21 protein-coding genes and 1 pseudogene are annotated in these 26036 nt (G+C 61.6%); 14 read left to right on the top strand and 8 right to left on the bottom strand.

Annotation, left to right across the window (positions count from 1 at the left end; genetic code table 11):
- Nucleotides 1-14: 14 nt before the first annotated feature.
- From MIN45_RS02835 to MIN45_RS02825, 3 genes are read right to left on the bottom strand one after another with little or no spacing between them, the layout of a single operon-like run.
- Entirely contained in the window at nt 15-3269 is a 3255-nt protein-coding gene (locus MIN45_RS02835) for a translocation/assembly module TamB domain-containing protein (protein ID WP_286293249.1), read from the bottom strand.
- A complete protein-coding gene (locus tag MIN45_RS02830; protein ID WP_286293248.1) occupies nt 3266-5005 on the bottom strand; it encodes an autotransporter assembly complex protein TamA in 1740 nt (579 codons plus the stop codon). Before MIN45_RS02830 ends, MIN45_RS02835 begins: the two co-directional genes overlap by 4 nt.
- Nucleotide 5006: 1 nt before the next feature.
- Nucleotides 5007-5216: a putative signal transducing protein gene (locus tag MIN45_RS02825; protein WP_286293247.1), complete on the bottom strand. Its 210-nt coding sequence runs from the start codon at nt 5214-5216 to the stop codon at nt 5007-5009.
- Nucleotides 5217-5291: 75 nt separating this feature from the next.
- On the opposite strand from MIN45_RS02825, the gene MIN45_RS02820 reads away from it, so the two are divergent.
- The gene (locus MIN45_RS02820; RefSeq protein ID WP_286293246.1) at nt 5292-6566 is read left to right on the top strand and encodes a multifunctional CCA addition/repair protein; all 1275 of its coding nucleotides are present in this window, start codon (nt 5292-5294) and stop codon (nt 6564-6566) included.
- Here the strand turns inward: MIN45_RS02820 and MIN45_RS02815 are convergent.
- The 3 genes from MIN45_RS02815 to MIN45_RS02805 form a co-directional block, all read right to left on the bottom strand.
- Nucleotides 6538-6894, bottom strand: coding sequence for a PilZ domain-containing protein (locus MIN45_RS02815; protein WP_286293245.1), 357 nt, complete (start codon nt 6892-6894; stop codon nt 6538-6540). The genes MIN45_RS02820 and MIN45_RS02815 overlap by 29 nt on opposite strands.
- Entirely contained in the window at nt 6884-7465 is a 582-nt protein-coding gene (locus MIN45_RS02810) for an FHA domain-containing protein (protein WP_286293244.1), read from the bottom strand. Before MIN45_RS02810 ends, MIN45_RS02815 begins: the two co-directional genes overlap by 11 nt.
- Nucleotides 7466-7542: 77 nt before the next feature.
- Nucleotides 7543-8787, bottom strand: coding sequence for an HlyC/CorC family transporter (locus MIN45_RS02805; protein WP_286293243.1), 1245 nt, complete (start codon nt 8785-8787; stop codon nt 7543-7545).
- A gap of 239 nt (nt 8788-9026) precedes the next feature.
- On the opposite strand from MIN45_RS02805, the gene MIN45_RS02800 reads away from it, so the two are divergent.
- The 12 genes from MIN45_RS02800 (at nt 9027) to MIN45_RS02745 (ending at nt 21865) form a co-directional block, all read left to right on the top strand.
- Complete coding sequence (locus MIN45_RS02800; RefSeq protein WP_286293242.1) at nt 9027-10403, top strand: sigma-54-dependent Fis family transcriptional regulator; 1377 nt, start codon at nt 9027-9029, stop codon at nt 10401-10403.
- Between the two features lie 97 nt (nt 10404-10500).
- Complete coding sequence (locus MIN45_RS02795) at nt 10501-11715, top strand: sensor histidine kinase (RefSeq protein ID WP_286293240.1); 1215 nt, start codon at nt 10501-10503, stop codon at nt 11713-11715.
- A 20-nt stretch (nt 11716-11735) separates the two neighbouring features.
- Nucleotides 11736-13064, top strand: coding sequence for a sigma-54-dependent transcriptional regulator (locus tag MIN45_RS02790; RefSeq protein ID WP_286293237.1), 1329 nt, complete (start codon nt 11736-11738; stop codon nt 13062-13064).
- 99 nt (nt 13065-13163) lie between these two features.
- The gene (gene fliE, locus MIN45_RS02785) at nt 13164-13478 is read left to right on the top strand and encodes a flagellar hook-basal body complex protein FliE (protein WP_286293236.1); all 315 of its coding nucleotides are present in this window, start codon (nt 13164-13166) and stop codon (nt 13476-13478) included.
- Nucleotides 13479-13506: 28 nt separating this feature from the next.
- Nucleotides 13507-15285 carry a flagellar basal-body MS-ring/collar protein FliF gene (fliF, locus tag MIN45_RS02780; RefSeq protein ID WP_286293235.1) on the top strand — a complete coding sequence of 593 codons (1779 nt, stop codon included), beginning with the start codon at nt 13507-13509 and terminating at the stop codon, nt 15283-15285.
- Nucleotides 15272-16273: a flagellar motor switch protein FliG gene (gene fliG, locus MIN45_RS02775; RefSeq protein ID WP_286293234.1), complete on the top strand. Its 1002-nt coding sequence runs from the start codon at nt 15272-15274 to the stop codon at nt 16271-16273. Before fliF ends, fliG begins: the two co-directional genes overlap by 14 nt.
- Nucleotides 16260-17087, top strand: coding sequence for a flagellar assembly protein FliH (gene fliH / locus MIN45_RS02770; protein ID WP_286293233.1), 828 nt, complete (start codon nt 16260-16262; stop codon nt 17085-17087). Before fliG ends, fliH begins: the two co-directional genes overlap by 14 nt.
- The gene (gene fliI / locus MIN45_RS02765; RefSeq protein ID WP_286293232.1) at nt 17084-18436 is read left to right on the top strand and encodes a flagellar protein export ATPase FliI; all 1353 of its coding nucleotides are present in this window, start codon (nt 17084-17086) and stop codon (nt 18434-18436) included. Before fliH ends, fliI begins: the two co-directional genes overlap by 4 nt.
- Nucleotides 18433-18879 (top strand): flagellar export protein FliJ, encoded by a 447-nt coding sequence (gene fliJ, locus MIN45_RS02760; protein WP_286293231.1) that lies wholly within the window; start codon nt 18433-18435, stop codon nt 18877-18879. The genes fliI and fliJ overlap by 4 nt, the downstream gene beginning before the upstream one ends.
- Before the next feature lie 53 nt (nt 18880-18932).
- Nucleotides 18933-20219 (top strand): flagellar hook-length control protein FliK, encoded by a 1287-nt coding sequence (locus tag MIN45_RS02755; protein ID WP_286293229.1) that lies wholly within the window; start codon nt 18933-18935, stop codon nt 20217-20219.
- An 80-nt stretch (nt 20220-20299) separates the two neighbouring features.
- Nucleotides 20300-20551, top strand: a complete 252-nt coding sequence (locus MIN45_RS02750) for a hypothetical protein (RefSeq protein WP_286293228.1) — start codon at nt 20300-20302, stop codon at nt 20549-20551.
- A gap of 93 nt (nt 20552-20644) precedes the next feature.
- A complete protein-coding gene (locus MIN45_RS02745) occupies nt 20645-21865 on the top strand; it encodes an argininosuccinate synthase (protein WP_286293226.1) in 1221 nt (406 codons plus the stop codon).
- A 59-nt stretch (nt 21866-21924) separates the two neighbouring features.
- Here MIN45_RS02745 and MIN45_RS02740 read toward each other — a convergent pair whose 3' ends face one another.
- Both MIN45_RS02740 and MIN45_RS02735 read right to left on the bottom strand, forming a co-directional pair.
- Entirely contained in the window at nt 21925-22878 is a 954-nt protein-coding gene (locus MIN45_RS02740; protein WP_286294101.1) for a sigma-54 interaction domain-containing protein, read from the bottom strand.
- A 78-nt stretch (nt 22879-22956) separates the two neighbouring features.
- A pseudogene (locus MIN45_RS02735) lies at nt 22957-23565 on the bottom strand (sulfite exporter TauE/SafE family protein); the annotation flags it as partial.
- A gap of 259 nt (nt 23566-23824) precedes the next feature.
- On the opposite strand from MIN45_RS02735, the gene MIN45_RS02730 reads away from it, so the two are divergent.
- Nucleotides 23825-26002, top strand: a complete 2178-nt coding sequence (locus MIN45_RS02730; RefSeq protein WP_286293224.1) for a TonB-dependent receptor — start codon at nt 23825-23827, stop codon at nt 26000-26002.
- Nucleotides 26003-26036: the final 34 nt, after the last annotated feature.

Here is a 26036-nt window from a genome sequence, read left to right as displayed (position 1 = left end):
CGGAAATTAGCAGATCAGTCGGTTTCAAGACTGTAATCGATTGATAAGCTTTCTTGGCCACGACCTGAACGGGCTTCTAATTCCAGATTACGATAAAGCCGATAACGGATGATTGCCTCTCCCAGGCCGGTAAAAATATCGACGGCATAACCGACATAAAGGTCTGGAACTAAATATTTCCCAAGAATCAGAGAATTTTCTTCCATGGTAATCCGGGCAATTTTGACCAATCCAAGACGATTGAGGTAGCTGATGCCAAGCGATGCAACCGCCTTGGTGAGTGCTGCTTCCGTATTTGGCTCTTGTCCTTCACCCCATGTGCTTCGGCCGGTGAGCAGGTAAGATAGGATTTCCTGATCCGGCAACGGAGGGGTGCTGTGCAGCATGAGCTTGGGATCGTCGGCGAAACCGGAAATTTCCATCGCTACTGTAATGTCTTTGTTTTTGATTTGTCTGACGATATGCAGGTCAATCATAGGGTTTTGAACCGGGCCGTTAAAAATCAAACGGCCCCGTGATATTTGCAGTTTTTGGCCATAGGCTTCGAATTTTCCTTTTACCATCTGGATTTCACCTTCCGCGTGGGTAACGAGATTATGCTGTCTCAAGCGAAATTCGCCAGCCAGCTTGGTTTTGACGCCATAACCCTTAAAAACCACATCGCCAAGCCGAACTTGTATCTTGGCATCCAGGAAGAATGGCAGTGATTTTTTTCTGGGTTCTTGGCCGATGATGATCTCGTCTTCTGAAACTGTTACCAGGTCTGGGTTTTGTTCGGGCAGTAGTGCTTTTTTTATTTCCAAGCGGGCGTAAGGCAGTTCAACTTTGCCTTGGACGTTGATGTGTCGCTCTCGAGCCTTGATTTCGAGTGAGGGAGAAATTTGTATCTGAGCCTCAGGCAGGTTGGAGATAGTGAAGCGTTTGCCTGTCAGTACCAAGGTCAAGAGGGGGACATCCTCTAGTGTTAGGTGACCATTGATTCGCAGTATGCCAGGATCGGAATGGGCAAGTCCGTTGATTATTAAGCTTTTGTCCGAATCGCTGTTGAGATGAAGTTCAATTTGGTCGAGTGCGAGTCCGGCTGCCGGCACCTTGGCGCTGCCATCGGTCAAATGCAAATCGATCTTGATCTGAGGGTGGTCGTAGTTACCGGCCACTTGAAGATGGCCCTCCACACGACCTTGAACTGTCTCCAGTTGGGGTATGAAAATTTGTATCTCTTTCAGGTCGGTAATATGGAATTCCGTCGTTCCTGCCAGGATACGGTTGTCGAGGTCGGTACGCAATTTGGCTTGGATTTGCCCTCGTTGTGGAAAGGGAAGGAGCAGGTCCGCTTGCAGGATCGTCTGGTCGACCTGTATATGGCCATGACCGTCATGCAAGTACAAGCGTAAGGGTGTGTGGCTTTCGGCCTGGGGGGTAAGGGTGGCCCGGGGAATGTGCCATTGAAGCCACGCGCTGCGCTGTTCGCCACGTTGTTGATAAAAAAACTCCGCCTCAAATGATCCTCCTAGTTTGAAGGTGGAGGGCAAAAACGGTTGCCCCATCGCCAAGGGCAGTTTTTGTATTTTTCCTTCCCATTGCGCGACACCGTCGCGATAGCCGCCATGGACAGTGACGAGAGCCTTTCTGGCCTGATCGTCAATGGCCTGGAGGCTTGCGTGATGTTGTGTCAGCGAACCTTGACCGGTTACGATTAAACGATGCAATTCCAATCGATCCATACGTACCCTATCCAGTGTCAGCTGAAAATAGGAGTCAGGATCGTCCGGGCGCAGTTTGGCGTGCAATTTCAGGGAATGTATTGAAAGGTGCATGTTTTCTTGTTGCCATGCCAGGCCGCGGCTGCGCAAATGCAGGGCAATTTCCGGATTGTCTGAAATCCCGGTTATACGCCCAATGCCATCCAGATGCCCCTGAAGCCCACTGGTGAAAAGTTGTGGTTGGTGCAGGTGGAGACGAAAGCTTAGATTCAGCTGTTTGGCAGTGCTGCTGCCGTACACTTCGATCCGGTTCTGTCCCCATCCAAATTGGAAGTCGTCGGTACGTATGATGTGTCCCCGAATCTGCAGACGTCCGGTCGCTTCCAAGGATTGGCCACGCAGACGTCCCTTGAGCTGGTTGACATCAATCGTGGCTTCAAGCCGTTGCCAGGCAAGCGGTAGTGGTGCTTGACCCGAGGTTTCTATTGCCGTAGTCAATTCGCCAGGCCATTCCGGCTGCCACGTTGCAGGATTGATATGCTGCCCCTGAATGGTAAGGTGCCAGGCCAATAGGGGTTGCCAGGAAATCTTGCCTTGAAGTGATAGATCACCGATATCTCCCCGTATGTTCAATCGAGTGATCTGGAGGGATTGGGTGCTGCCGTTCCCGTTCAGTATCACGGTGGCCGGTGGCAGGCTGGGACCTTCTAATCGCGTTGTCAGTCGTAGCTGGTAGGCGGCATGGGTTCCGACAAGATGGATCTGCCCATCATGGGTGTGCCAAATTTTTTTGTCCAGAGGCCAGGAAAATGCTTGCCAGCGTGTTGCGATATCGAAACCAGGTGCTGGAGTCAGTAGGTGGGTCAAAATGCCTCTGGTATCGACTCGGAATGGAGTAGTGAGTTGGTGCCGTAATACCAGCCGAGTCAGGTCGCCGTCTAGGTGGCCCTCTCCCTGCCAGTCGCACGTGTCAAGGCAATGGCGCCACTTGAATTGGACAAGCAGGGGATAGTGCGCTTCTAAGGTTATTTTTCCATGGGCGGCAAGATGAAAGTCTCTCAGGTCGAGATTGCTGCGGGCAAGAGTGAGGTGAGGGCCATCGAAACTGGCGCTTAGGGTGAAGCGCTTTATCGTCAACGGTTTGTCGTTTCCCTGACGAATGCGCAGGTCGGAGATCGTAAAGTGTTCCAGAGTGGCACGGAGGGGTAGACTGACCTGGGGCAGCTCCTCAACAGCTGAGGGTGGGTTGGACCTCCTGTTGGGTGGGAGTGTTAGCGTTACCCGATTCATCGCTACTGTGACGATGTGAAGCCGCCCTTGTATCAGAGCACGGGGATGCCAGACAAGCGCCAAAATTTTGGATTCAAAATGAAAATCCTCGGTGATGTAACGTACGCCTTCAAGTCGTAGTTTCCCTGTCAAGGTGCCACGTACGTCGTGTACCTTCAGGGACGGGTGAATGCGTTGCAACACCAGGAACAGCAGTCGGGTGCCAGTCTCGGTCATTGGCAAAGTGAGCAGGGTTATAATCAAAAATACAGGAATGGAAAAAAGAACCCGTTTCACAGTTCTGGACCGACGCTAAAGTGAAAGCGCAACTGGGGGGTGTCACGAATGACCGGGGTGGCGAAATCAAGCCGGACGACACCCACGGGTGAGAACCAGCGGATGCCGATACCGGTCCCGAAGCGGCTCAGTGTTTCAATGTCTGTCAGTCGATCGAAAGCGTTGCCAGCGTCGAAGAAAACGGCAACGCCCCACTGCTTATAGACTCGCTGTTCGTATTCCAGGCTCAAAAGGCCAAGAAAACGGCCGCCAACAGTTTTGTCTTGTTCGTCTTTCGGGCCTAGACTGCGATAACGGTAACCGCGCAGAGAATCGTTGCCCCCGGCATAGAAGCGTACGCTGGCAGGAACATGCTCGAAGTTCGGCGCATAAATGGCTCCTATTTGCCAGCGATGGAGAAGGCGGGCTGACCAGGGTAGCGAGAAAATGTATTTACCCCACAGATCGGATTTGAGATAACCGCTTCTTTCATATAAGTTCATGCCTCCACTTAGACCAAGATCGAGCCGGTGTCCATGGGTGACGATGTGACCGTCCTGTTGGAGCTTGCGTCCGACCCAGTGCCCCGCAGGTGTCAATAGCAGGGTCGAGAAAGGCTTGCCGTCTTTGAAATCCGAATGTTCGAATTCTATTCCCAGGCTCAGGCTTTCCTGCCAGTGACCACGGGGATGATTGTATATGGCGTTTAAGGTGCCTTGGTGGGAAGTATAAGTGCTGAGTCGCTCGTTTCGGTAACCGGCATTGAGGCGTAGATTCTCATTGGGCGTGTTCCCCAACGGGATGAAATAGCTGAGAGCCGCTGATGGATCTATGAACGAGAGCTTGAGATGAGCGCCGAAGCGGTGTCCATAACGGTTGAGGCGACGGTTTTCATAACCGAATTTTACCCAGGGCCCGGTATTGGTGTTGTACCCGATGCCAAAGTTGTATCGATGGCGTTTCCTGGGAGTCAAGACGATGTTGATCGGTACTTGGGGTGTGGGCTCGGATACAGGTTCTGTGTATATTTTAATCTCCTCGAAAAGATCCAATTGGCGTAAAGTTTTATGGAGCTCCGCGATTGCTTGCGACTCATAAGGTTGTTCAGGCTTGATCGTCAAGTAGCGACGGATGAAGTTCGGCGCCAAAAAATCCTGTTCGATTTTGATCGGCCCGATGTGATACCTGGGGCCGGAATCAAAGCACAGGTGGACTGTCGCCAGATTTTTGGCAGGATCGACCTTCAGTTCGTGAACGATGAAGCGGGCATCGAAATAACCCCGTTTTAGCGCCAGCATCCTGAATGCCAGTTTCAGTTTTTCATAGTCTGCGTGATCCAACGGTTGGCCGGGATGGATGGGAGGAAAGCGACGTAGCTGGTCGAATGCCGGGTCGTTGGCGGCTTCCCCGATGAGTTCAATGTGAATAGGGCCGAATCGGGTTCTGGGACCGGGTATGATGCCAAGTTTCAGCTGCCAGCATCCCTCATTACGAAAGAATCGCAACATTGTGATTCGGGCGTGATAGTAGCCCAGCGCGCGGGCTGCGGCATTTACTTCGCGTTCGGTACGACGCCGCAGGCTTTGCAGTCGGGCGAGCGGTGTGGAACAGGGTAGCTGCGCTACTGACAGATGGGCGCGGATGTTCGCCTGCAGTTCGGGCACCGCTTCACCTTCGATGGCGATGTGCAGGCGTGGGCGTGCTGCCGCGTTGGCAAGGCCGGACCAGACGGCCAGAACCAGGATCCACCATCGCATTTCAGGTGTCGTGATAGGCCGCCAGCGCTTGCCGGGCGCGTGCCACCGCTTCGTCGGCAACCCACAGGCGCACCAGGCCGCTGACCGGCAATTCACCGATGCCGCCCTGGAGATAATAGCCGCTGATGTGGACCTCGATGCCCCATTGTTCCAGGAATCCCTTGACGATGTGGGCTTCGAGAATGTCGCCGGCTTCGTAGACGGGTTGCATGGATGGGCGGCGTCGGCTGCTGCAAGGCGGTTTAGAATATCTGGATGTGAGGTCGGCTGCAAAGGGATGCGACAAATGGAAGTCTATCTGGTCGGGGGGGCGGTGCGCGACAAGCTGCTGGGGATGCCGGTAAAGGAACGCGACTGGGTGGTCGTCGGCGAAACTCCGGAAAGTATGGAAAGGCGTGGCTTCAAGCGGGTCGGGAGGGATTTTCCCGTCTTCCTCCACCCCGAGACCCACGAGGAGTACGCCCTGGCCCGGACCGAGCGCAAGGTGGCTCCAGGCCATCGTGGCTTTGTGGTCCACGCCTCGCCGGAAGTGACCCTGGAGGAGGATCTAAAGCGTCGGGACCTGACCATCAACGCCATGGCGATGACGCCGGACGGCCGTCTCATCGATCCTTACGGGGGGCTTCGGGATCTGAAGAACCGCGTGCTGCGCCACGTGTCCGAGGCGTTCGTGGAAGACCCTTTGCGGGTGCTGCGGGTGGCGCGCTTTGCCGCCAAGCTGGCCCATCTGGGATTCCGGGTGGCGCCGGAAACCATGGCGCTGATGCGGCAGATGGTGGCCGCCGGCGAGGTGGATGCCCTGACCCCGGAGCGGGTCTGGCAGGAGCTGGTCAAGGCGCTGGCGGAAAGGACGCCGGCGCGGTTTTTCGAGGTGCTGCGCGAGTGCGGCGCCAACGCCCGCCTGTTTCCCGAGATCGAGCGGCTTTTCGGGGTGCCCCAGCCAGTGCAGTGGCATCCGGAGATCGACACCGGCATCCATACCCTGATGGCTTTGACCGCCGCGGCGCGGCTGACGCCCGACACTGTCACCCGTTTCGCCGCCCTGACCCATGATCTGGGCAAGGGTCTGACCCCGCCGGAGATGTGGCCCAGTCATCGCGGCCACGAACAGCGCGGCCTCGAGCCGCTGGCGCAGTTGTGTCAACGCCTGAAGGCGCCGCGTGCCTACCACCGTCTCGCCCGCAAGGTCATGCAGTATCACGGTCTGTGCCACCGGGTCTTCGAGCTCAAGCCCGCCACTATCGTCGAGGTGCTCTATCAGCTCGATGTCCTGCACGAGGATCGGGATTTCGAACCGTTTCTCAAGGCCTGCGAGGCAGACGTGCGCGGCCGCAAGGGCTGGGAGGACAAACCCTATCCCCAGGCCGACTGGTGGCGGGCGCTGCGGCGGGCGGCGCTGGCGGTCAGGGCCGGTGAGCTGGTGGCCAAGGGGCTCAAGGGGGAGGCGCTGGGAATCGAGCTACGTCAGGCGCGTATCCGGGCGGTGGCGGTGGAAAAGCGGCGGTTGCAGGCGAGCCGCCGGGACGACGTGCTTACCCGGGTGCCGGACAAAGCGCCTTGAAGTCGCGTTCCAGCAGCGCGCTGTCGCCGAGATTCAGTTCCACCAGGCGGCGCAACGCGCTCAGATCCTCCAGGCTGATATGGTCACAGGCGAAACCGGTCCGCCCGCCCTGGTGGTGAACCCGGCGCAGGTGCAGAGTGATGCGGTGGCCGGGCGCCAGCTGGATTTCCAGGCGCCCGCGTTGGGGGAGGGCGGCGTCGGCCTGCAGCAGACAGCCCTGCAGGGAAAGATCGACGATGGTACAGGGAAAATCCCGTCCCTCGTCGTGGAAGCGGGCGGGGGCCTGGAACAGGATACGGTGATAACGCCGTTTGTCTTCAGATGACATCGAACAGCAGCCGGTTGCCGTTGATCTCGATGACATCGCCCGGCCTCAAGGCGACGGTCCGGTCTCCCAGCGGCTCGCCGTTGAGACAGATGGCCTCGCCCTGCTCCAGGCAGGAGAGATAGAAGCCCTGTTTGCGGCGGGCGACCACGGCGATGCTGTCGCCGGCCTTGCCGAGACGGGTGAGGGCGCGTTTCAGGGGGACGATGCGGCCGATGTTCTTGCCGTTGAGAAACTGCAGGGTGGCCTCCGGAGGCGGCTTCGGAGCATGGGTGTCCGCCGGGCCGTCGTCGTGGAACAGCAGCGTGTGTTCCCCTAGCTGGATGTGGTCGCCGTCACGGAGGGAATGTTGATCGACGACATGGCCGTTGACCTTGACCGGCTGGGTGCCCGCTTCGCAGAACAGCTGCGGACCGGAGGGGTGTTCCAGGTCGATGATGATCTGTTTGCCGGCCACCGCCGGGCTGTCGATGCGGATAGTGTTGTCGGGATCCCGGCCGATGGTCAGGACGCCTTCGTGGCAATGATGGATCTCGAGCGGATTGCCGTGGAAACTGACGGTCAGCTTCGCCATGCGTGCCCCTTAACTGGCAGGTGTTGGCTTTTTTTCGAAAAGTATAGACCATGCCGGCGATGCGGGCCGCTATCCGCTCATTTCTGCGGGTAGATTCGCACTTTGCCGACCACGTTGCCTTCCATCTCCAGGATTTCGACCTTGAATCCGTTCAGACGCAGGCTGGTGCCGGGGCTGGGGATGGTTTCCAGGTGTTCCATGATCAGACCGTTGAGGGTCTTGGGGCCGGTGGTGGGCAGCTCCCAGCCGGTGATGCGGTTGAGTTCCCGGATCGAGATGCCGGCATCGACGATGTAGCTGCCGTCTTTCTGCTGCTGCACCAGACTCGCGTCCTCGGTCAGCTCGCCCACCAGTTCCTGGATGATGTCGGTCAAGGTCACCAGGCCGATGACGTCGCCGTATTCGTCCACCACCAGGGCGAAGCGCTGATGGTGCTTCTTGAAATCCACCAGCAGCTGGTGCAGGGGCGTGTTTTCCGGCACGAAATGGATCTCGTCCAGGTTCTGGCGCAAGGTTTCCTTGTCGAAGGCGTCGGCCGGGATCTTCGGCAGCAGTTTGCGGAGATGAAGCAGGCCGACGACGTTGTCGATGCTCTTTTTGAAAACCGGCAGGCGGGTATGGCGGCTGTTTTTGATCTGTTCGATGATGGTTTCGATGGGGTCGTCGAGGTCGATGCCGCAGATCTCCTGGCGCGGTATCATCACGTCCTCCACCGTGGCGCTTTCCAGATCCAGGATGGTCAGGAGCATGTTGTGATACCGCTCCGGCAGACGGGCGCCGGCCTCGGCGACCACGGTACGCAGCTCCTCCGCCGACAGCACGTTGGCCGGGGATTGCTTCAGGCGGATCCCCAGCAGGCGTAGAAAGAGGTTGGTGATCAGATTGACCAGCCACACCAGGGGATACAGCAGCCGCAGCAGCGGCAGCAGGATCCAGACCGCAGTGAAGGCCACCTTTTCCGGGTGGGTGGCGGCCAGGGTCTTGGGGGCCACCTCGGCGAAGATCAGGATCACCAGGGTCAAAATTCCGGCAGCGATGGCGATGCCGGCCTCACCGTAGAGCCGCAGGGCGATCACCGTGGTCAGAGAGGAGGCGAGAATGTTGACGAAATTGTTGCCCAGCAGGATCAGCCCGATCAGGCGGTCGGGACGTTGCAGCAGTTTCTGAGCGCGCAGGGCGCTGGGGTGCTTCTGCTTGGCCAGATGCTGCAGGCGGTAGCGGTTGAGGGCCATCAGGGCGGTTTCCGAACCGGAGAAGAAGGCCGAAAGCAGGATCAGAACCCCCAAGGCGCTGAACAATACGCTCAAAGGAAGGTCGTTCAACAAAGGCGGGGCCACTCCATGAAAACAAAGGGAATCTGTTTTCTAAGGCGCGGTGGGAGTGATGTCAAGTTTTGCCGTGTGATCGGACAAGCATAGGGATTGATTGAGGAGGCAGCTGGAATAGATGGCGAAGTTTTGGGTGACGGATTTTTGACTTTGCCGGTTCGGGATGCTTTACTTTGCCCGCTGCGAACGAGTCATTCTGTTAGCCGGCTATGAATTTGCAATCGATACTGTTGGTGGCGCCCGAGACGGAGGACCGCCGCCAGATCCAGGCTATCCTGGAATTCTGTGAATATCCGGTGGTCGCCGCGGCTCCCGACGAGCTCGAGCAAACCCTGCCTGAAGCCGGAGACTTCCGTACCGCCATCATCGCCACTTCCCAGGGGTTGGCCAAGACGGTCCAGGCCCTGAAACGCCACAGCCCTGCCACCCCGGTGGTGGTGCTGCGCCGCCGCGGGGAGGGAGGGGTTCTGCCGACCGGGGTGGCGGCAGACGTGACCGCGACGCTGGACTGGCCCACCACGTATCCGCTCCTGACCGAACTGCTGCAACGCCTGCTGCGCGAGCGGGGAACGAAGAAACCGCGCCGTCCGATGGAACTGTTCCGCAGCCTCTCCGGCGACAGTCCGGCCATCCGCCAGACCCGGCGTCTCATCGAGCAGGTAGCCGACACCGACGTGACGGTGTTGATCTTGGGGGAGTCGGGCACCGGCAAGGAAGTGGTCGCGCGCAACCTGCACTATCACTCGTCACGGCGCAACAAGCCCTTCGTCCCCGTCAACTGCGGCGCCATCCCGGCGGAACTGCTGGAAAGCGAGTTGTTCGGTCACGAGAAGGGGGCTTTTACCGGCGCCCTCAGTGCCCGCCAGGGGCGCTTCGAGATGGCCGAAGGCGGCACCCTGTTTCTCGACGAAATCGGTGACATGCCCCTCAGCATGCAGGTCAAGCTGCTGCGGGTGCTGCAGGAGCGCTGTTTCGAGCGGGTCGGCAGCAACCGCAGCATCCAGTGCGACGTGCGGGTGATCGCCGCCACCCACCGCAATCTCGAGGAGGAGATCCGCGCCGGCCGCTTCCGTGAGGACCTCTATTACCGTCTCAACGTCTTCCCCATCGAGGTGCCGGCCTTACGTGAGCGGAGTGAGGACATCCCGGCACTGGTCGCCGATCTCATCGCACGGATCGAAAACGAGAAGCGTGGCTCGGTGCGCCTCACCGCCGCGGCCCTGGAAGTCCTCAAGCGCTACGACTGGCCCGGCAACGTCCGTGAGCTGGCCAATCTGATCGAGCGCTTGGCGGTTCTCTATCCCTACGGCGTGGTCGATGTCTCCGACCTGCCGGAGAAGATCCTGCGTAAAGTCGACGCCGCGCCACAACCGAAGACGCCGATGGAGTCCCCGCGGCCGTCCGCCGCGCCTGCAGCGACCCTGCCGGAGGAAGGGCTCGATCTCAAGCAGCATATCAGCAGTCTGGAGAAGGCGCTGATCCGCCAGGCCCTGGAGGAGACCGGCGGTGTCGTCGCCCACGCCGCCAAGCGCCTGAAAATGCGCCGCACCACCCTGGTGGAGAAGCTGCGCAAATACGGTCTTCGCGGCGAGGACGCGGCGGAAATTTGACGGCCTTTTCGTAACCGGCTGATCTATAAAAGGCCAATTTTTGGCATCACTCCTGCATTCATCCCTGTGGAAACGGATGAACCGCTGTGAGTGAGCCGTGATCGATCTTGACACCCTGAACAGTCCGGAAAAGCTCAAGCAGGCCTTCGAGGTCTTCAACCAGCTGTCCCAGACCCTGACGGACTCCTACCGCGAACTGGAGAACCAGGTCGCGCGCCTGAACCGGGAGCTGGCTGCCGCCCGCAGCGAGCGTCTCAAGACTTTGATGGAGAAGGAGCAGCTTGCCAACAAGCTGCAGCGCCTGCTGGAGGCTCTGCCCGGCGGGGTGGTGGTGATCGACGACAAGGGGGTGGTGGTCGAGTGCAACCCGGCCGCGGTGCAATTGCTGGGGGAACCGCTGCTGGGGGAACGCTGGGACGACATCATCGCCCGCAGTTTCGCCGCCGGCTGCGACAATCCCCACGAGCGCCGTCTTCGCAACGGCCGTATCGTCAGCATCTCGGCGCGTTCCCTGGGAGAAATGCCGGGGCAGATCCTGCTGCTTGCCGACATCAGCGAAATGCGCGCCCTCCAGGATCTGGTGGATCAACACAAACGTCTGTCGGCGATGGGGGAAATGGTGGCGAGCATGGCTCATCAGGTCCGCACCCCTCTGTCGGCGGCGATGCTGTACGCCTCACAATTGGGCAGTCCCTGTCTGGACGAAAGCCAGCGCCAGCGTTTCAGCCGGCGGATTTTGGAACGGCTGCGCCATCTGGAACGCCAGGTCAACGACATGCTGATCTTCGCCCGCGAGGGACGCTTCGTGACCGACCGGATCCGGGTGGGGGATTTCCTGCGCCGGTTGCGTGAGGCCGCAGAACCGCATTTCGCCACCACCGACGTGCAGCTGGAAATCGTCAGCGACTGTGACGACGAGATTTTCCTCGGCAACGCCGAGGCGCTGTCGGGCGCCTGCCTCAACCTACTCACCAACGCCCTGGAGGCGCTCAAGGGACGGGGGCGGGTCCAGGTCAAAGCCGGACTGGCCGGCGTGGACGGATTGTGTCTCAGCGTCAGCGACGACGGCCCCGGTATCGAAGCGGCGGTCAGAACGCGCATTTTCGAGCCGTTCTACACCACCCGCCCCAACGGCACCGGTCTGGGGCTGGCGGTGGTCGACGGCATCGTCAAGGCCCACGGTGGGCGGGTGAGCTGCGACAGCGAACCGGGCAGGGGCACGACCTTCCGCATTCATCTGCCGCTGGCCTCGCAGGCGGTGCCGCTGGCCAGCGGTAAGGATTTTCAAAGCCGGCCGCTGCCGATGCTGTGACGATGACAGGAGAAGGTAAGATGTCTGACTGGGATGTATTGATTGTCGAAGACGACCAGGCACTGTGCGAAGCGCTTCGGGAAACCCTGACGCTTTCAGGATGGCGGGTCGCCACCGCTGCGGACGGCGTCGAGGCCCTGGCGTGTCTGGAACGCGGGCCGGTGCGTCTGGTGATCAGCGACATCAAGATGGCGCGCATGGACGGCCGCGCCCTGTTGGAGAACATCCGGCGCCGCTGGCCGGACCTGCCGGTGCTGCTGATGACCGCCTACGGCACCATCGAGCAGGCGGTGGAAGTGATCCGTGCCGGGGCCAACGATTACCTGGTCAAGCCGTTCGAGGCCGCGGTGCTGGTGGAACAGGTCAAGCGATATCTGGCCCTGGCGACCCACGCCCATCAGGAGGCGGTGAAGTCGCCGGCCATGCGCCGGGTCTACGAACTGGCCCAGCGGGTCGCGCCCACCGACGCCAGCGTCCTCATCCTCGGGGAATCCGGCAGCGGCAAGGAGGTCATCGCCCGTTATCTGCACCGCCATTCCCGGCGCAGCCGTGGACCTTTCCTTGCCATCAACTGCGCCGCGATTCCGGAGCAGATGCTGGAGGCGGAGCTGTTCGGTTACGAAAAAGGCGCTTTCACCGGCGCGATCCAGGCCACCCCGGGCAAGTTCGAACTGGCCCAGGGCGGCACCCTGCTGCTGGACGAGATCTCCGAGATGGCCCCGTCGCTGCAGGTCAAGCTCCTGCGGGTGTTGCAGGAGCGGGAGGTGATGCGCCTCGGCGGCCGCCGCACCCTGAAGCTTGACGTGCGCATCCTCGCCACCAGCAACCGCAATCTGCGTGAGGAGGTCAACGCCGGCCGCTTCCGGGAAGATCTGTTCTACCGCGTCAACGTGTTCCCCCTGTCGCTGCCGCCGCTGCGGGAGCGCCGTGAAGACATCCCGGCGCTGGCACAGGCGCTGCTGGCGCGGCATGCCGGCGGCAAATCCCTGCCGCAGCTGAACGCCGCCGCCCTGGCCAAGCTGCAGCATTATCACTGGCCCGGCAACGTCCGCGAGTTGGAAAACGTGATCCAGCGGGCGCTGATTCTGGCGGGTGGCGGGGAAATCGGCCCCGAGGCGCTGGTGTTCGACGACGGCGAAGTTCTGACGCCGCTGCCGCCGGCGTCGGATTCCCGTCCGGCACGTCTGGACGAGGGGCTGCGTTCGATGGAGGAGCAGATCATCCTCGAAACCCTGAAGCAGGAAAACGGCAGCCGCGCCTCCACTGCCAAGCGCCTGGGGATCAGCCCGAGGACGTTGCGGTACAAGCTGGCCAAGATGCGTGAAGCGGGGATCCCGCTGCCTTGCTGATGCAGTGGTACGGAAACTGCTAAGCTTGATGCAGACGGTCCGTCTTTTGCCGTGTGGCGGACGGAGAACGATTCAAGCACAGCGACGAGGCAGTGAGCGATGAGTCAGATGAATGTCAACGAAGTTCTGGCGCAGATGCGGGTGCAGCAGGGTCAGGCCACCCAGCAGAAGCGCGGCGAGGAAACCCCGGCCACCGATTTTGCCGCTTTGCTGAAGAATTCCATCGACACCGTCAACGAAACCCAGCAGCAGGCCAGCGAACTGGCCAGGGCCTTCGAAACCGGGGAGACCGACGTGCCCCTGGCCGAGGTGATGGTGTCGTTGCAGAAGGCGAGTGTTTCCTTCCAGGCGATGGTGGAAGTTCGCAACAAGCTGGTCGAGGCCTACAAAGACATCATGAACATGCAGATGTGATCTGGTGACGGACTGAAGGCGAAAATCCATGGAACTGGCACAAACAGGCGACGGCGGGGTGCCGGAACCGGCTCAGGAGCAGGCACTGACGGCCGCCGAAAGCCGGGAACTGGCGCCGGCGGAAACGGGGACGATGGACCTCGAGGCGGTCAATCCGGTCATCCGTACCTGGCGGGAATTGTCCTGGGGACGGCGCATCGGCCTGCTGAGCGTGCTGGCGCTGGTGTTCGCCCTTGGCGTGGCGGTGCTGCTCTGGGCCCAGCGGCCCGAGTACAAGCCGCTCTATCTGGACCTGGACGAAGCCCAGGCCGGTGAGATTCTCGAGGCCCTCGAGCGCCTGCAGGCCGATTACCGCATCGACCGCCGCCACGGCACCATCATGGTTCCGGCCGGGGAAGTCCACGAGCTGCGGCTGCGCCTGGCGGCGCAGGGGTTGCCGCACCGGGACGAAGGCGGTTTCGAGATTCTGGAGAAGGACCCGGGATTCGGCGTCAGCCGGGCGCTGGAACGGGCCCGGTTTCAACACGCGCTGGAGAACGAGATCGCCCGTTCCATCATGACCCTGGACGGAGTGCGGGCGGCGCGGGTGCACCTGGCCCTGCCCAAGGAATCGGTGTTCGTGCGCCAGCGCAAGCCGCCAAGCGCCTCGGTGTTGCTGGAACTGGCCCCCCATCACGAAGTGGGGCCGGAACAGGTCAAGGCCATCGTCCATCTGGTTTCCTCCAGCGTGCCGCGGCTGGATCCGCAGCGGGTTACGGTGGTGGACCAGTACGGTCACCTGCTCAATTCGCCGGAGAAAAAGAAGGACGACCTGTCCCTGCCGGAAAAACAGTTCGAGTACAAGAGGAAGGTCGAGGATCACCTGCTCGAGCGCCTCGAAACCCTGCTGATCCCTCTTGTGGGGCGGGATGCGATGCGGGCCCAGGTATCCGCCGACATCGACTTTACCGCGGTGGAACGTACCGAGGAACTTTACAATCCCGATCTGCCGGCCCTGCGCAGCGAGCAGCGGGAACAGAAGCGCGAGCGTTACGATGCGGTCCAGGGGGTGCCGGGCGCACTCACCAACCAACCCCCGGCCGCCGGCACCTCACCGGAAATCGCCAAGGGCTCGGGGAACGGGGAGGAAAAACAGCCGGTGGAAATTCAGGACAAGCTGGTGCGCAACTACGAGCTGGACCGCACCGTCAGTCACGTGCGTCAGGCGATGGGGGAAATCCGCCGTCTGACGGTGGCGGTGGCGGTGGACAACATCCCCGTCACCCAGCCGGACGGCAGCGTGATCTACCGTCCCTACACCCAGGAAGAGCTCAACAGCTTGACCGCACTGGTGAAGCAGGCGGTGGGTTACGACGCCAGCCGGGGCGACCGGGTGACGGTGACCAACATCGCCTTCCACGGCAATTCCGAAATCGCCCCGCCGCCGGTGCCCTTGTGGCAGCAGCCTTGGGTCTGGCAACTGGGCAAGTATCTGCTGGCCCTGTTGGTCATCCTGGTCCTGGTGTTCGCGGTGTTGCGCCCGGTGCTGCGGGCCTTCCTGCCGCAGCCGCCGGAAGAAGAGGAAGGCGGGGAAGAAGATGAGGGCGCCGAAGAAGAAAACGAAGAGGAAGGCACCGAAGGGGACGTGGCCGTCGACGAAAACGGCGAGCCCCTGTCCCTGGAGGCCGAAAGTGAGGCGCTGTTGCTTCTGGAGGGTCCCCAGAGCTACGAGAAGCGTCTGGAGTTCGTGCGCCGCCTGATCGACGAGGACCCGGATCGGGTGGTGCAGGTCATCAAGAATTGGATTGTGGAAGATGGCGGCAATTGACGATCTGAGCGGCACCGACCGAGCCGGCCTGCTGCTGCTGGCGGTGGGACAGAAACACGCCGCGGCCGTGCTCAAACATCTGGAGCCCAAGGAGGTGCAACTGCTGGGGATGTCCATGGCGAGTCTGGAAAACATTCGCGGTGAAATGGTCGAGGCAGTGGTGGAGCAGTTCCTCGAGCAGATCCGTGACCAGACTGCGCTGGGACTCAATTCTGACGATTACATCCGCCAGGTGCTGACCGATGCGCTGGGTGAGGACCGGGCCGGCACCGTCATCGACCGGATTCTCCTCAGCCGCAACAGCCGTGGCATTGAACAGCTCAAATGGATGGAGCCTCGCGCCATTGCCGAACTGATCCGCCTGGAACACCCGCAGATCATCGCCATCATCCTGTCGATGCTCGATCCACCCCTGGCGGCGGCGGTACTCGGATTTCTGCCGGAAATGATGCGTCCCGACATCGTCATGCGCATCGCTTCGCTGGAAGCGGTGCAGCCGGACGCCCTCAAAGAACTGGATGCGATCATGGAGAAACAGCTGTCGGGCAAGACCATGAAGTCTTCTACGATCGGCGGCATCGATCGGGCCGCTGAAATCCTCAACATGACCGAAAGCGTCGTCGAAGCCCAGATCATGGAACAGATGGAGGACAAAGCCCCGGATCTGGCCCAATTGATCCAGGACAAGATGTTCGTTTTCGACGACCTGGCCAAGCTTGACGACCGCAGCATCCAGACATTACTGCGCGACGTTTCCACCGATACCCTGTTGCTGGCTCTGCGCGGCGCCGACGAGGCACTCAAGGAAAAAATCTTCGCCAACATGTCGCGGCGGGCGGCGGAGATGCTGCGTGACGATCTGGAAGCGGCGCCGCCGGCCAAGCTCAGCGAAGTGGAAGCGGCCCAGAAGGAAATCCTGCAGATCGCTCGCAGGTTGGCCGATGCGGGTGAGATCGCCTTAGGCGGAGGCGGCGATGAACTCATCTGACACCGAAGCTTTCTCTCCCGAGGAGCTGGCGCAGGCATCCCCCTGGCAACTGCCGGAAGTGGATGGTGAAGGCGACTTCGCCGAAGCCTTGGCCAAGGACCTGGCGGACACCGCTGCGGCGGAGACGCCGGATCCTGAGCCCCCGCCGGTGCCGACCGCCGAGGAACTGGAGGCGATGCAGCGCCAGGCGTTCGAGGAGGCAGCAACGGCCGGGCGCGAAGCCGGTTACCGCGAAGGTTTCGACAAGGGCAGTCAGGAAGGCTACAAGGAGGGCTACGACAAGGGGTTTCAGCAGGGTTACCGGGAAGGCCGGGAGAAGGGAGAGCGCGAAGGTCGGGAAGCCGCCCGCGCCGAAATGGAGAAGGTCCTGGCGGAGGAAGCCGGTTACCTGAAAGATGTGATGGACTGCCTGAGTCAGCCGCTGGCGCAATTGGACGAGGAGGTGGAGCGGGAACTGGTCACCCTGGCGATGGCAGTGGCCAGACAGCTGGTGCGCCGTGAGTTGAAGGCCGATCCGGGCCAGATCGTCGCCGTGGTGCGCGAGGCGCTATCCCTGTTGCCGTTGTCGCAGCGCACCGTCACCCTGGCGATGCATCCCGACGATGCCGAACGGGTGCGCCAGGCCCTGCGTCTCGATCAGGTGCGGGTGCCGTGGGAGATCGTCGAGGACCCGCTGATCACGCGTGGCGGGTGCCGGGTGGAGACGGATGTTTCCCGCATCGACGCCACCGTCGAAACCCGTCTGGCGGCGGCCATCGCCACCGCACTGGGCGGGGAACGGATCGAAGACCAGCCCAAGGAGAAGCAGGCATGAACCGCCCCGCCGCCGATCGCAACGGCCTCTGGCGGCAGCGCCTGGCGCGCTATCGCCAGCGCCTGGGACAGCCGCCGCCGTTGCAGGTGGAAGGCCGTCTGGCGCGCATGGTGGGGCTGACCCTGGAGGCGGTCGGCTGCCAAGCGCCGGTGGGAGGCAAGTGCTGGGTGGAAACCAGCGGCCGCGAGCGTATCGAGGCCGAGGTGGTGGGCTTCGCCCAGGAACACCTGTACCTGATGCCGGTGGGGGACGTTTACGGACTGGAACCCGGTTGCCGGGTCATTCCCACCGGTGGGGTCAGCGCTGCCTGGGTCGGCAGGGGACTGCTGGGGCGGGTGCTGGATGGGAGCGGCCGGCCCATCGACGGCAAGGGACCGCTTACCTGCGAAACCAGCCGGCCGTTGCAGGGGCGTCCCCTCAATCCGTTGCTGCGCCAGCCGGTGGTCGAGCCGCTCGATGTCGGCGTGCGGGCCATCAACGCCCTGCTCACCATCGGCTGCGGCCAGCGCATGGGGCTGTTCGCCGGTACCGGGGTGGGCAAGAGCGTGCTTTTGGGGATGATGACCCGCTACACCAACGCCGACGTGGTGGTGGTCGGCCTGATCGGCGAACGGGGCCGGGAGGTCAACGATTTCGTCCACAAGATCCTGGGGCCTGACGGCCTGGCGCGGGCGGTGGTGGTGGCGGCGCCGGCGGACCAGCCGCCGCTGACACGGCTTCACGGGGCGATGCTGGCGACCACCATCGCCGAGCATTTCCGCGATCAGGGCATGAACGTGCTGCTGTTGATGGATTCTTTGACCCGTTACGCCCAAGCTCAGCGGGAAATTGCCCTGGCCATCGACGAGCCGCCGGCCACCAAGGGGTATCCGCCATCGGTGTTCGCCAAACTGCCGCGGTTGGTGGAACGGGCCGGCTGTGGGGAGCGGGGAACCGGTTCCATCACCGCCTTTTACACCGTGCTCGCCGAGGGCGATGACACCAACGATCCCATCGCCGACGCCGCCCGGGGGGTTCTTGACGGCCATATCGTTCTGTCGCGGGAGCTGGCCGAGGCCGGCCATTATCCCGCCATCGACATCGAAAGCTCCATCAGCCGGGTGATGGCCGACATCGTGCCGGAGAACCAACTGACACTGGCCCGCCGCCTCAAGCAGATCTATTCCCTGTATCAGCGCAACCGCGATCTGATCACCCTGGGCGCTTATCAGGCCGGCTCCGATCCCCGCATCGACCAGGCCATCGCCCTGCAGCCGAAGATCGCCGAATTTCTCCAGCAGGGGATGAACGAAGCGGTGGACCTCAAAACCAGCGTTCAGAGCTTGGAAGCTCTGATGGGCGAAGCATGAACCGTAGCCACCGCCTGCAACCGGTCAAGGAATTCATCCGCCGTCAGGAGGACGAAGTGGCCAAGGCCATGAATCGGGCCGCCGAGGAATTGCGCCAGGCCCAGGCCCAGCTGGAGGCATTGCAGCAGTTCCGGCGCCAGTACAGCGGCGAGCTGCCCCGGCAGGGAGGCGCCGTGCGAGGGGCGCTGTTGCACGAGTACCGCGCCTTCCTGGCCAATCTCGGGCGTGCGATTCAGGAACAGGAGGAAAAACTGGTCCGCCTGCGGCAACGGCATGCCGAACTGGAACGCAGCTGGCGTCAGGTCCATTGCCGCCATCGGGGCGTCGAGAAGTTTCAGCACAAACTCGAACGCCAGGAAATCCACGCGCTGGAGCGACGGTTGCAGAACGAGCTGGATGACCGGAGCGCCAGCCGGTTTCGCAAACCGAAGCCGAAATGGTGATGGCGCATATGTTGCTTGATTTTGAGTGACAGTGTTTTCGACGAGAGGCTCCCATGCTACAGCTTGACGCAAGCGGTCTGCTGGCTTCCCTGGTTTCCGGCCTGATGCCGGAGACAGGTGGCCTTGCAGCCGGGGGACAGGAGACGCCGGCGGACGGGTTCCGGCAATTGCTGCTGGACCATCTTGAAGAGATCGTGGCATCGGTGCAGGAAGGCCAGCCGGGGCTGGACAATCCGAATCTGCAATCGTGGTTGCAGGATTTTGGAGTTCCCGCCGAAGAACTGCAACAGCCGGATTTTCTCGCCCAGCTCGATGCGCTGCGGCATTATCTGGAAGCGCTGATACCGCAGGCGCAAACACCTGCCGAGGTGACAGTGCCAGGAGAGAGGACGCTTGGCGAATGGTTCTCGGACAAGGATACAGATGAAAACCAGGACGGTGACGTCCTGAGCGATACCGTTGCGGATTCGATTCCCCTGCCGCTCGAGGCGGTCCGGGACGACGGGCTGGAGGCGGTGCGGTTCGTCGCTTTCGAGTCTGAGGAGAGGGAAACGGCGACCGTCGATGTGGAAAGTGAAGACGCCACGAGCCGGAGTCCTGTTCCGGAGGTTGCCGCGGCGATGCCGATGCCGCTGTCTTCCGGGGAGGATGCTCGATCCGAACCCGAAGCCCCGGTCAGAATGAACCAAGTGTCGTCGCTGACCGTCACTATGGAGCCTGCCGGAAGGGAAGTGGAACACAGCGCTATGGGCGATGACAGCCAGCCTTCCGTGGCGCCGCCCGGGCAGTCGGATATGGAGGGCGGGACGATGCCTTTCCGGTTGCCGCTGGAGGGACAGATACCACGTTCCCCGCTGCCGGGCGGACAGGCATTCGCCCCGCCGGCCGATATCGTCGTCGATCGCCCGGTGGGCCATCCGGGATGGGGCGACGAGCTGGGCGAACGTCTGGTATGGATGGCGGACCGCTCGCTGCAGGTTGCCGAACTACGGGTTCATCCCCGGCATCTGGGGCCGGTGGAGGTCCGGATTCAGATTCAGGACGATCAGACCCACATTCAGTTCAACGCCCAACATGCCGTCGTCCGCGAGGCCATCGAGGCGGCATTGCCGCGCCTGCGGGAAGCGTTGGCTGCCCAACAGATGACCTTGGGCCAGGTAGAAGTCAGCGCCGATGCCTGGCAGGGGCAGGAGCAGTCACCGGCGCAACAGGATACCTCCCGGCACCATGACCGCCGTTCTGAGGCATTGACGGCGATGGGCAGCGGTGAGGAATCGCTTCAGGCGAATGAGGATGCCCCGAAGGCGATGGGAAACCGGCTCGTCAGTCTCTATGCCTGAAGGGAATGCGTCCTTCGACTTGATTTCCCGCTCCACTGTCCCCATCTATTCCGGTGAATCCAACCTCACGGGGGAGTCCCATGGAATTGAAAACACTGCTCGAAAAACTGGAACAGGAACGCGACGAACTGAAGGTCAAGATGCACCTGGCCAAGATGGAGCTTCAGGAGGAATGGGAGGAGGCCGAGAAGAAATGGGAGCAGTTCCGTCCCAAGGTCGAGGAAATCCTTGACGAAACCAAGGAAGTGGCGGAGGAGACGGTCGAGAAGCTCAAGATCGTCGGCGAGGAACTGCGCAACGCCTATCAGCGCCTGCGCGAACGCTTGGCCTGACCGTCTCGGGCGTGACGGATTACGGCCGCCTTCGGGCGGTCGTGTCGTTTCCGGTATAATGCGAAGGTTTCTCAAGCAGGAGCAAAGCGATCCATGTCGACGTCCATCAACAAAGTCGTGCTGGCCTATTCCGGCGGTCTGGATACCTCGGTCATCCTCAAGTGGCTGCAGGAAACCTACGGTTGCGAGGTGGTGACCTTCACTGCCGATATCGGTCAGGGCGAGGAACTGGAACCGGCGCGGGAGAAGGCCAAGGCGCTGGGAGTGAAGGAGATTTACATCGACGATCTGCGCGAGGAGTTCGTGCGCGATTTCGTCTTCCCCATGTTCCGCGCCAACACCACCTACGAAGGGGAATACCTGCTCGGCACCTCCATCGCCCGCCCTTTGATCGCCAAGCGCCTGATCGAAATCGCCGAAGAAACCGGTGCCGATGCCGTCTCCCACGGTGCCACCGGCAAGGGCAACGATCAGGTCCGCTTCGAACTGGGCGCCTACGCGCTGAAACCGGACATCAAGATCATCGCCCCCTGGCGTGAATGGGACCTCAACTCCCGGGAAAAGCTGTTGGCCTATGCCGAGGCCCACGGCATTCCGGTGGAAATGAAACGGGGCAAGGCTTCCCCTTATTCGATGGACGCTAACCTGCTGCACATTTCCTACGAAGGCGGCATTCTCGAAGATCCCTGGGCCGAGCCGGAGGAAGACATGTGGCGCTGGACGGTGGCGCCGGAGAAGGCGCCGGACCGGCCGCGCTATCTGGAATTGACCTTCGAGCGCGGCGATGCGGTCGCCATCGACGGCCAGCCTTTGTCTCCAGCTCGGTTGTTGGAGCAGCTCAACCGTATTGGTTCCGAGCACGGCGTCGGCCGCCTCGATCTGGTGGAAAACCGCTATGTGGGGATGAAATCGCGGGGTTGCTACGAAACCCCTGGCGGGACGATCCTGCTCAAGGCCCACCGGGCCATCGAGTCGATCACTCTGGACCGGGAGGTGGCCCATCTCAAGGACGAGTTGATGCCCCGCTACGCCACGTTGATCTACAACGGTTACTGGTGGAGCCCGGAGCGCAAGATGCTGCAGGAGATGATCGACGCCTCTCAGGCCGGCGTCAACGGCGTGGTCCGGCTCAAGCTATACAAGGGCAACGTCACCGTGGTCGGGCGCAAGTCGGAAAACAGCCTCTTCGATCCCACCATCGCCACCTTCGAGGACGACGCCGGCGCTTACGATCAGAAGGATGCCGAAGGCTTCATCAAGCTCAACGCTCTGCGGCTTCGGATCGCGGCGCGCAAGGGCCAGCTCAAGTTCTGAACTTCAAATGAAGAAGGGCGGGATTTTCCCGCCCTTCTGCTTACGTGCTGCGTCGGCCTTCAGCTGATGCCGTATTTTTGCATCCGATACAGCAGAGTGTCGCGGCTGATACCCAGAAGCCGGGCCGAACGGCTGCGGTTGCCGCGAGTACGGGCCAGGGCCTGGCGGATCAGCTCGATCTCCACCTGTTCCAGGGAAAGACCGTCCGCAGGCAGGTGGATGCCATCCACCGCCGCAAGGGTTCTCCGGGTGGCGGTGACCTCCACCGGCAGATTGGTGGCTTCGATGGTCTGTCCCGGCAGCAGGATCGCCAGACGTTCGCAGACGTTGCGCAGTTCGCGGACGTTGCCGGGCCAGCCGTAGTCGGCCAGGGCGCGCAAGGCGCTCTTGCCCAGCCTGGCCGGAGGCAGATCGTGGGCAGCGGCCGCTTTCTCGAGGAAGTGCCGGGCCAGGAGGGGAATGTCCTCTAGGCGCTCGCGCAAGGGCGGGATCTCCAGGGGCACGACGTTGAGACGATAATAAAGATCCTTGCGGAATTCGCCACAGTCGATCTTCCTTTCCAGATCGGCGTTGGTGGCGGCGATGATGCGGACGTCGACCCGTTCGGTTTCCGTCGCCCCGACCGGCTGGCATTCACCGGTTTCCAAAAAGCGCAGCAGCTTGGCCTGAAGCGGCATGGGCATGGAATCGACTTCGTCCAGGAACAGGGTGCCGCCGTCGGCAGCCTGGAGCTTGCCCCGCTGGTTCGTGGTGGCGCCGGTGAACGCCCCCTTGCGGTGGCCGAACAGCTCCGATTCGGCCAGGGACTCCGGCAGCGCCGCGCAGTTGATGGTGATGAACGGTCTGTTGGCCCGGGGGCTGGATTGCTGGATCGCGTTGGCCAACTCCTCCTTGCCGGTGCCGGTTTCTCCGGAGATCAGCACGGTGACGTCGGTGGCGGCCACCATCTTGGCGGCGCGCAGCAGGCTTTCGAAATTGGGTGCCTGGCCGATCAGGTTGCTGAATTTTTCCATCAGGTCCACCCCGTTTTTTTGTATTTGTCGCATAACCCACGGATTCAATTCCGGGAAGGCCGCCAGCAACGCCAGTAGAATCATGACGATGCCGGCGAAGTGACGGAAGCGCCGCATCTGTGCCAGGCGGGCCATCCATCCGGTCATTATACCGACCCCCATGACCGCCGGCAAAGTTCCCGCCCCAAAGGCGATCATGGTCAGGGCGCCACGAGTGGGGCTGCCGGCCGTCGCCGCCAGCGCCAGGGCAGCATAGACCAGACCGCAGGGCAGCCAGCCCCAGATCATGCCGAACAGGAACGCCTGGGACAGATTGGTGACCGGCAGGATTCTGCGTCCGTAAGGTTCGATGCGCCGCCACAGGCGGGCGCCGATCCGTTCCAGATAGGCGAAGCGCGGAAACCAGCCGGCGATGTAGAGCCCGGCGCCGGTCATCACCACTGCGGCGGCAAGCTGCAGGATACGGTAGCCGCGGCCATTGCCGAAAGGCAGGTCGAGCACGTAGTGCAGGCTGCCGGCGATGAGCCCGGCGGTGGCGTAGCTGGCGATCCGTCCCAGATTGTAGCTGAGCACGAAGGGGGTGATGCGGCGTTTGCGCTCACGGATTCTGCCGCTCAGGCTCAGGGTCAGGGTACCGATGATGGAGCCGCACATACCTATGCAATGCAGGCTGCTGAACAGCCCCATGAGGAAGGCGACCGCGTAGACGGGATTCAGGTTCTGCAACCATTCCATGGGGGCAAACATATCACAACTGCGGCGGAACATGGGGGGCTGCGGCTGGTGTGTGATATGCCACATGGACTGTGGCATATCACACATTTCTTGGCGTCCTGGGGATGGCCTCGCGGGTCGAAAACCTTTTCCAATCATGATGGTATGTCATATGGCATTATGTTTGCTAAATCCTTTAGGTTGGATGGATTATTTTCTGGAGAAAATCTCGATGAGAACGACATACGATCAGAAATTCTCTCTCTCGGCGATCGCGGCGGCCGTTCTCCTGCAGTGCCAGCCGGCCCTGGCGGAATATGAAGAGCTGCCCACCCTGGTGGTGGAAGGGGAAACCATGGAGCCGGGGACGACAGCGCTGCAGCCTGGCACCGTAGGCACCCTGGACGCCGCCGATCTGCTCAAGCGGGTTCCCGGCGGCAACGTCAACCGCAACGGTCCCCTGACCGGCATCGCCCAGTTCCGTGGCCTGTATGGTGACCGGGTCGCCGTCAACGTCGACGGCATGGCCCTGAAGAACGCCGGTCCCAATTCCATGGACTCGCGCATGAGCGCCATCCCTTCGGCGCTGATCCGCTCCATCAAGGTTTACCGGGGCGTGACGCCGGTTTCGGTGGGATTGGAAACCATGGGTGGGGCGGTGGTCGCCGAAAGCCGCCGGGCCGAGTTCACCGATTCGAAGGCATGGAAGCCGCAGCTGTTCGGCACCTTCGGCTGGAGCCAGGTCAACAACGGGCTTTACGGCGGCGGCATGGCGGGAGTGGCCAACCAGAACTACCGTTTCCACTTTTCCGCCTCCCACGAGGACGGGGACAACTACCGCTACAAAGACAACCGCAACGTCAAGTACACCAGCTACGACCGCCAGACCTACCAGGCCGGTTTCGGGTTCCGGCGCGACGGTCACGAGTTCGGGGCCGCCTACAATCATAAGTTCACCGGTAGTGCCGGCACGCCCTCGCTGCCCATGGACATCCGCTGGATTCGCACCGATACCGTCAACGCCGACTACGCCTGGCGGCTCAGCGACACGGTCAAGCTGAAGACGGCGATGTTCTTCCAGGACGCCGACCACGAAATGACCAACTACCACATGCGCAACGCCCCATCCGATCCGGCGCGCTGGCGCCAGAACAACACCGACGTGGTGGCCGCCGGCTACAAGGCGGCGCTGGTGTGGTCGGACATCGGCGGCGGGGAGCTTGAGGTGGGCGTGGACGGGGATCTGGCGACCCACAATGCCAAGGTCACCAATCCCAACGACGCCGCCTTTTTCGTCAATCTTTACAACGACGTCAACCGCAACCGCTACGGCGCCTATGCCGAATGGCGCGGCGAACCGTTGGAGCGGTTGACGGTCAACGCCGGGGTCCGCTACCGCTATACTTACATGGACGCCGGCAAGGTGGACGGTACGCCGGCAGGAACGGGGGCAGGGGCGATTTTGCGTGACCGTTTCAACGCCGCCGACCGGCGTCAGGACCAGCACGATGTCGATATCGCCCTGGATTTCAACTATCGTCTCAACGACAACCTCAACCTGGCTCTGGGGCTGGCGCGCAAGACCCACGCCCCCACCTATCAGCAGCGCTACACCTGGCTGCCGCTGGAATCCACCGGCGGGCTGGCGGACGGCCGGGTCTATGTGGGCAACATCGGCCTCGACAGCGAAAAATCCTACGAGGCCGTGGCCGGTTTCGACCTTAATCTGCCCACTCTCGGAGTGTTGCAGAACGTCTATTTCGAGCCGCGGGCGTTCTACCGCTACGTCAACGACTACATCCAGGGGCAGGCGGTCAATCCCGCCGATCTCGGCCTGACGGCGATGCAGTGGAACATGTTCCTCAACATGGTGCTGCCCAACGGCTGTCCCAACAATCCCGGCGGCAACACGACCAATTGCGCCTTGCGCTGGAGCAACATCGATGCCCAGCTCTACGGGGTGGACATGCAGGGCGGTTTTGCTGTCGGCGATCACTGGCGGGTGGACGGTCTGATGACCTACACCCGGGGGGAGAAGCTCAGCGGGAAGGATGACAACCTCTACCGCATCGCCCCCCTCAACGGCCGGGTGCGCCTGACCTATTCCATCTGGGATTTCGCCTTCTCCGGGGAATACGTAGGGGCCCTGCGTCAGGACAAGGTGGCCCGCTACAACAACGAACGCAAGACTTCCGACTGGAGCGTGGTCAACCTGCGGCTGCAGTACCAGCCTTCCTACCGGTACGTGCAGGGGCTGAAGCTGGCCTTCGGGGTGGACAACGTCTTCGACAACAAGTACGCCGATCACGTCAACGGCATCAACCGGGTGCGCGAAAGCCGCATCGGCGTCGGCAACCGGGTGCCCAACCCGGGGCGCAATTACTACGTGACCCTCAACTACACCTTCTGATTCCGGCCGGTCATCCTCTCGGTCTGGCCCGCCT

This window comes from Methylomarinovum tepidoasis (assembly GCF_030294985.1).
GTDB classification, from domain to species: Bacteria; Pseudomonadota; Gammaproteobacteria; order Methylococcales; family Methylothermaceae; genus Methylohalobius; species Methylohalobius tepidoasis.
Note: the sequence above shows the minus strand (reverse complement) of the source record. Positions and strands in the feature narration are given on the sequence as shown.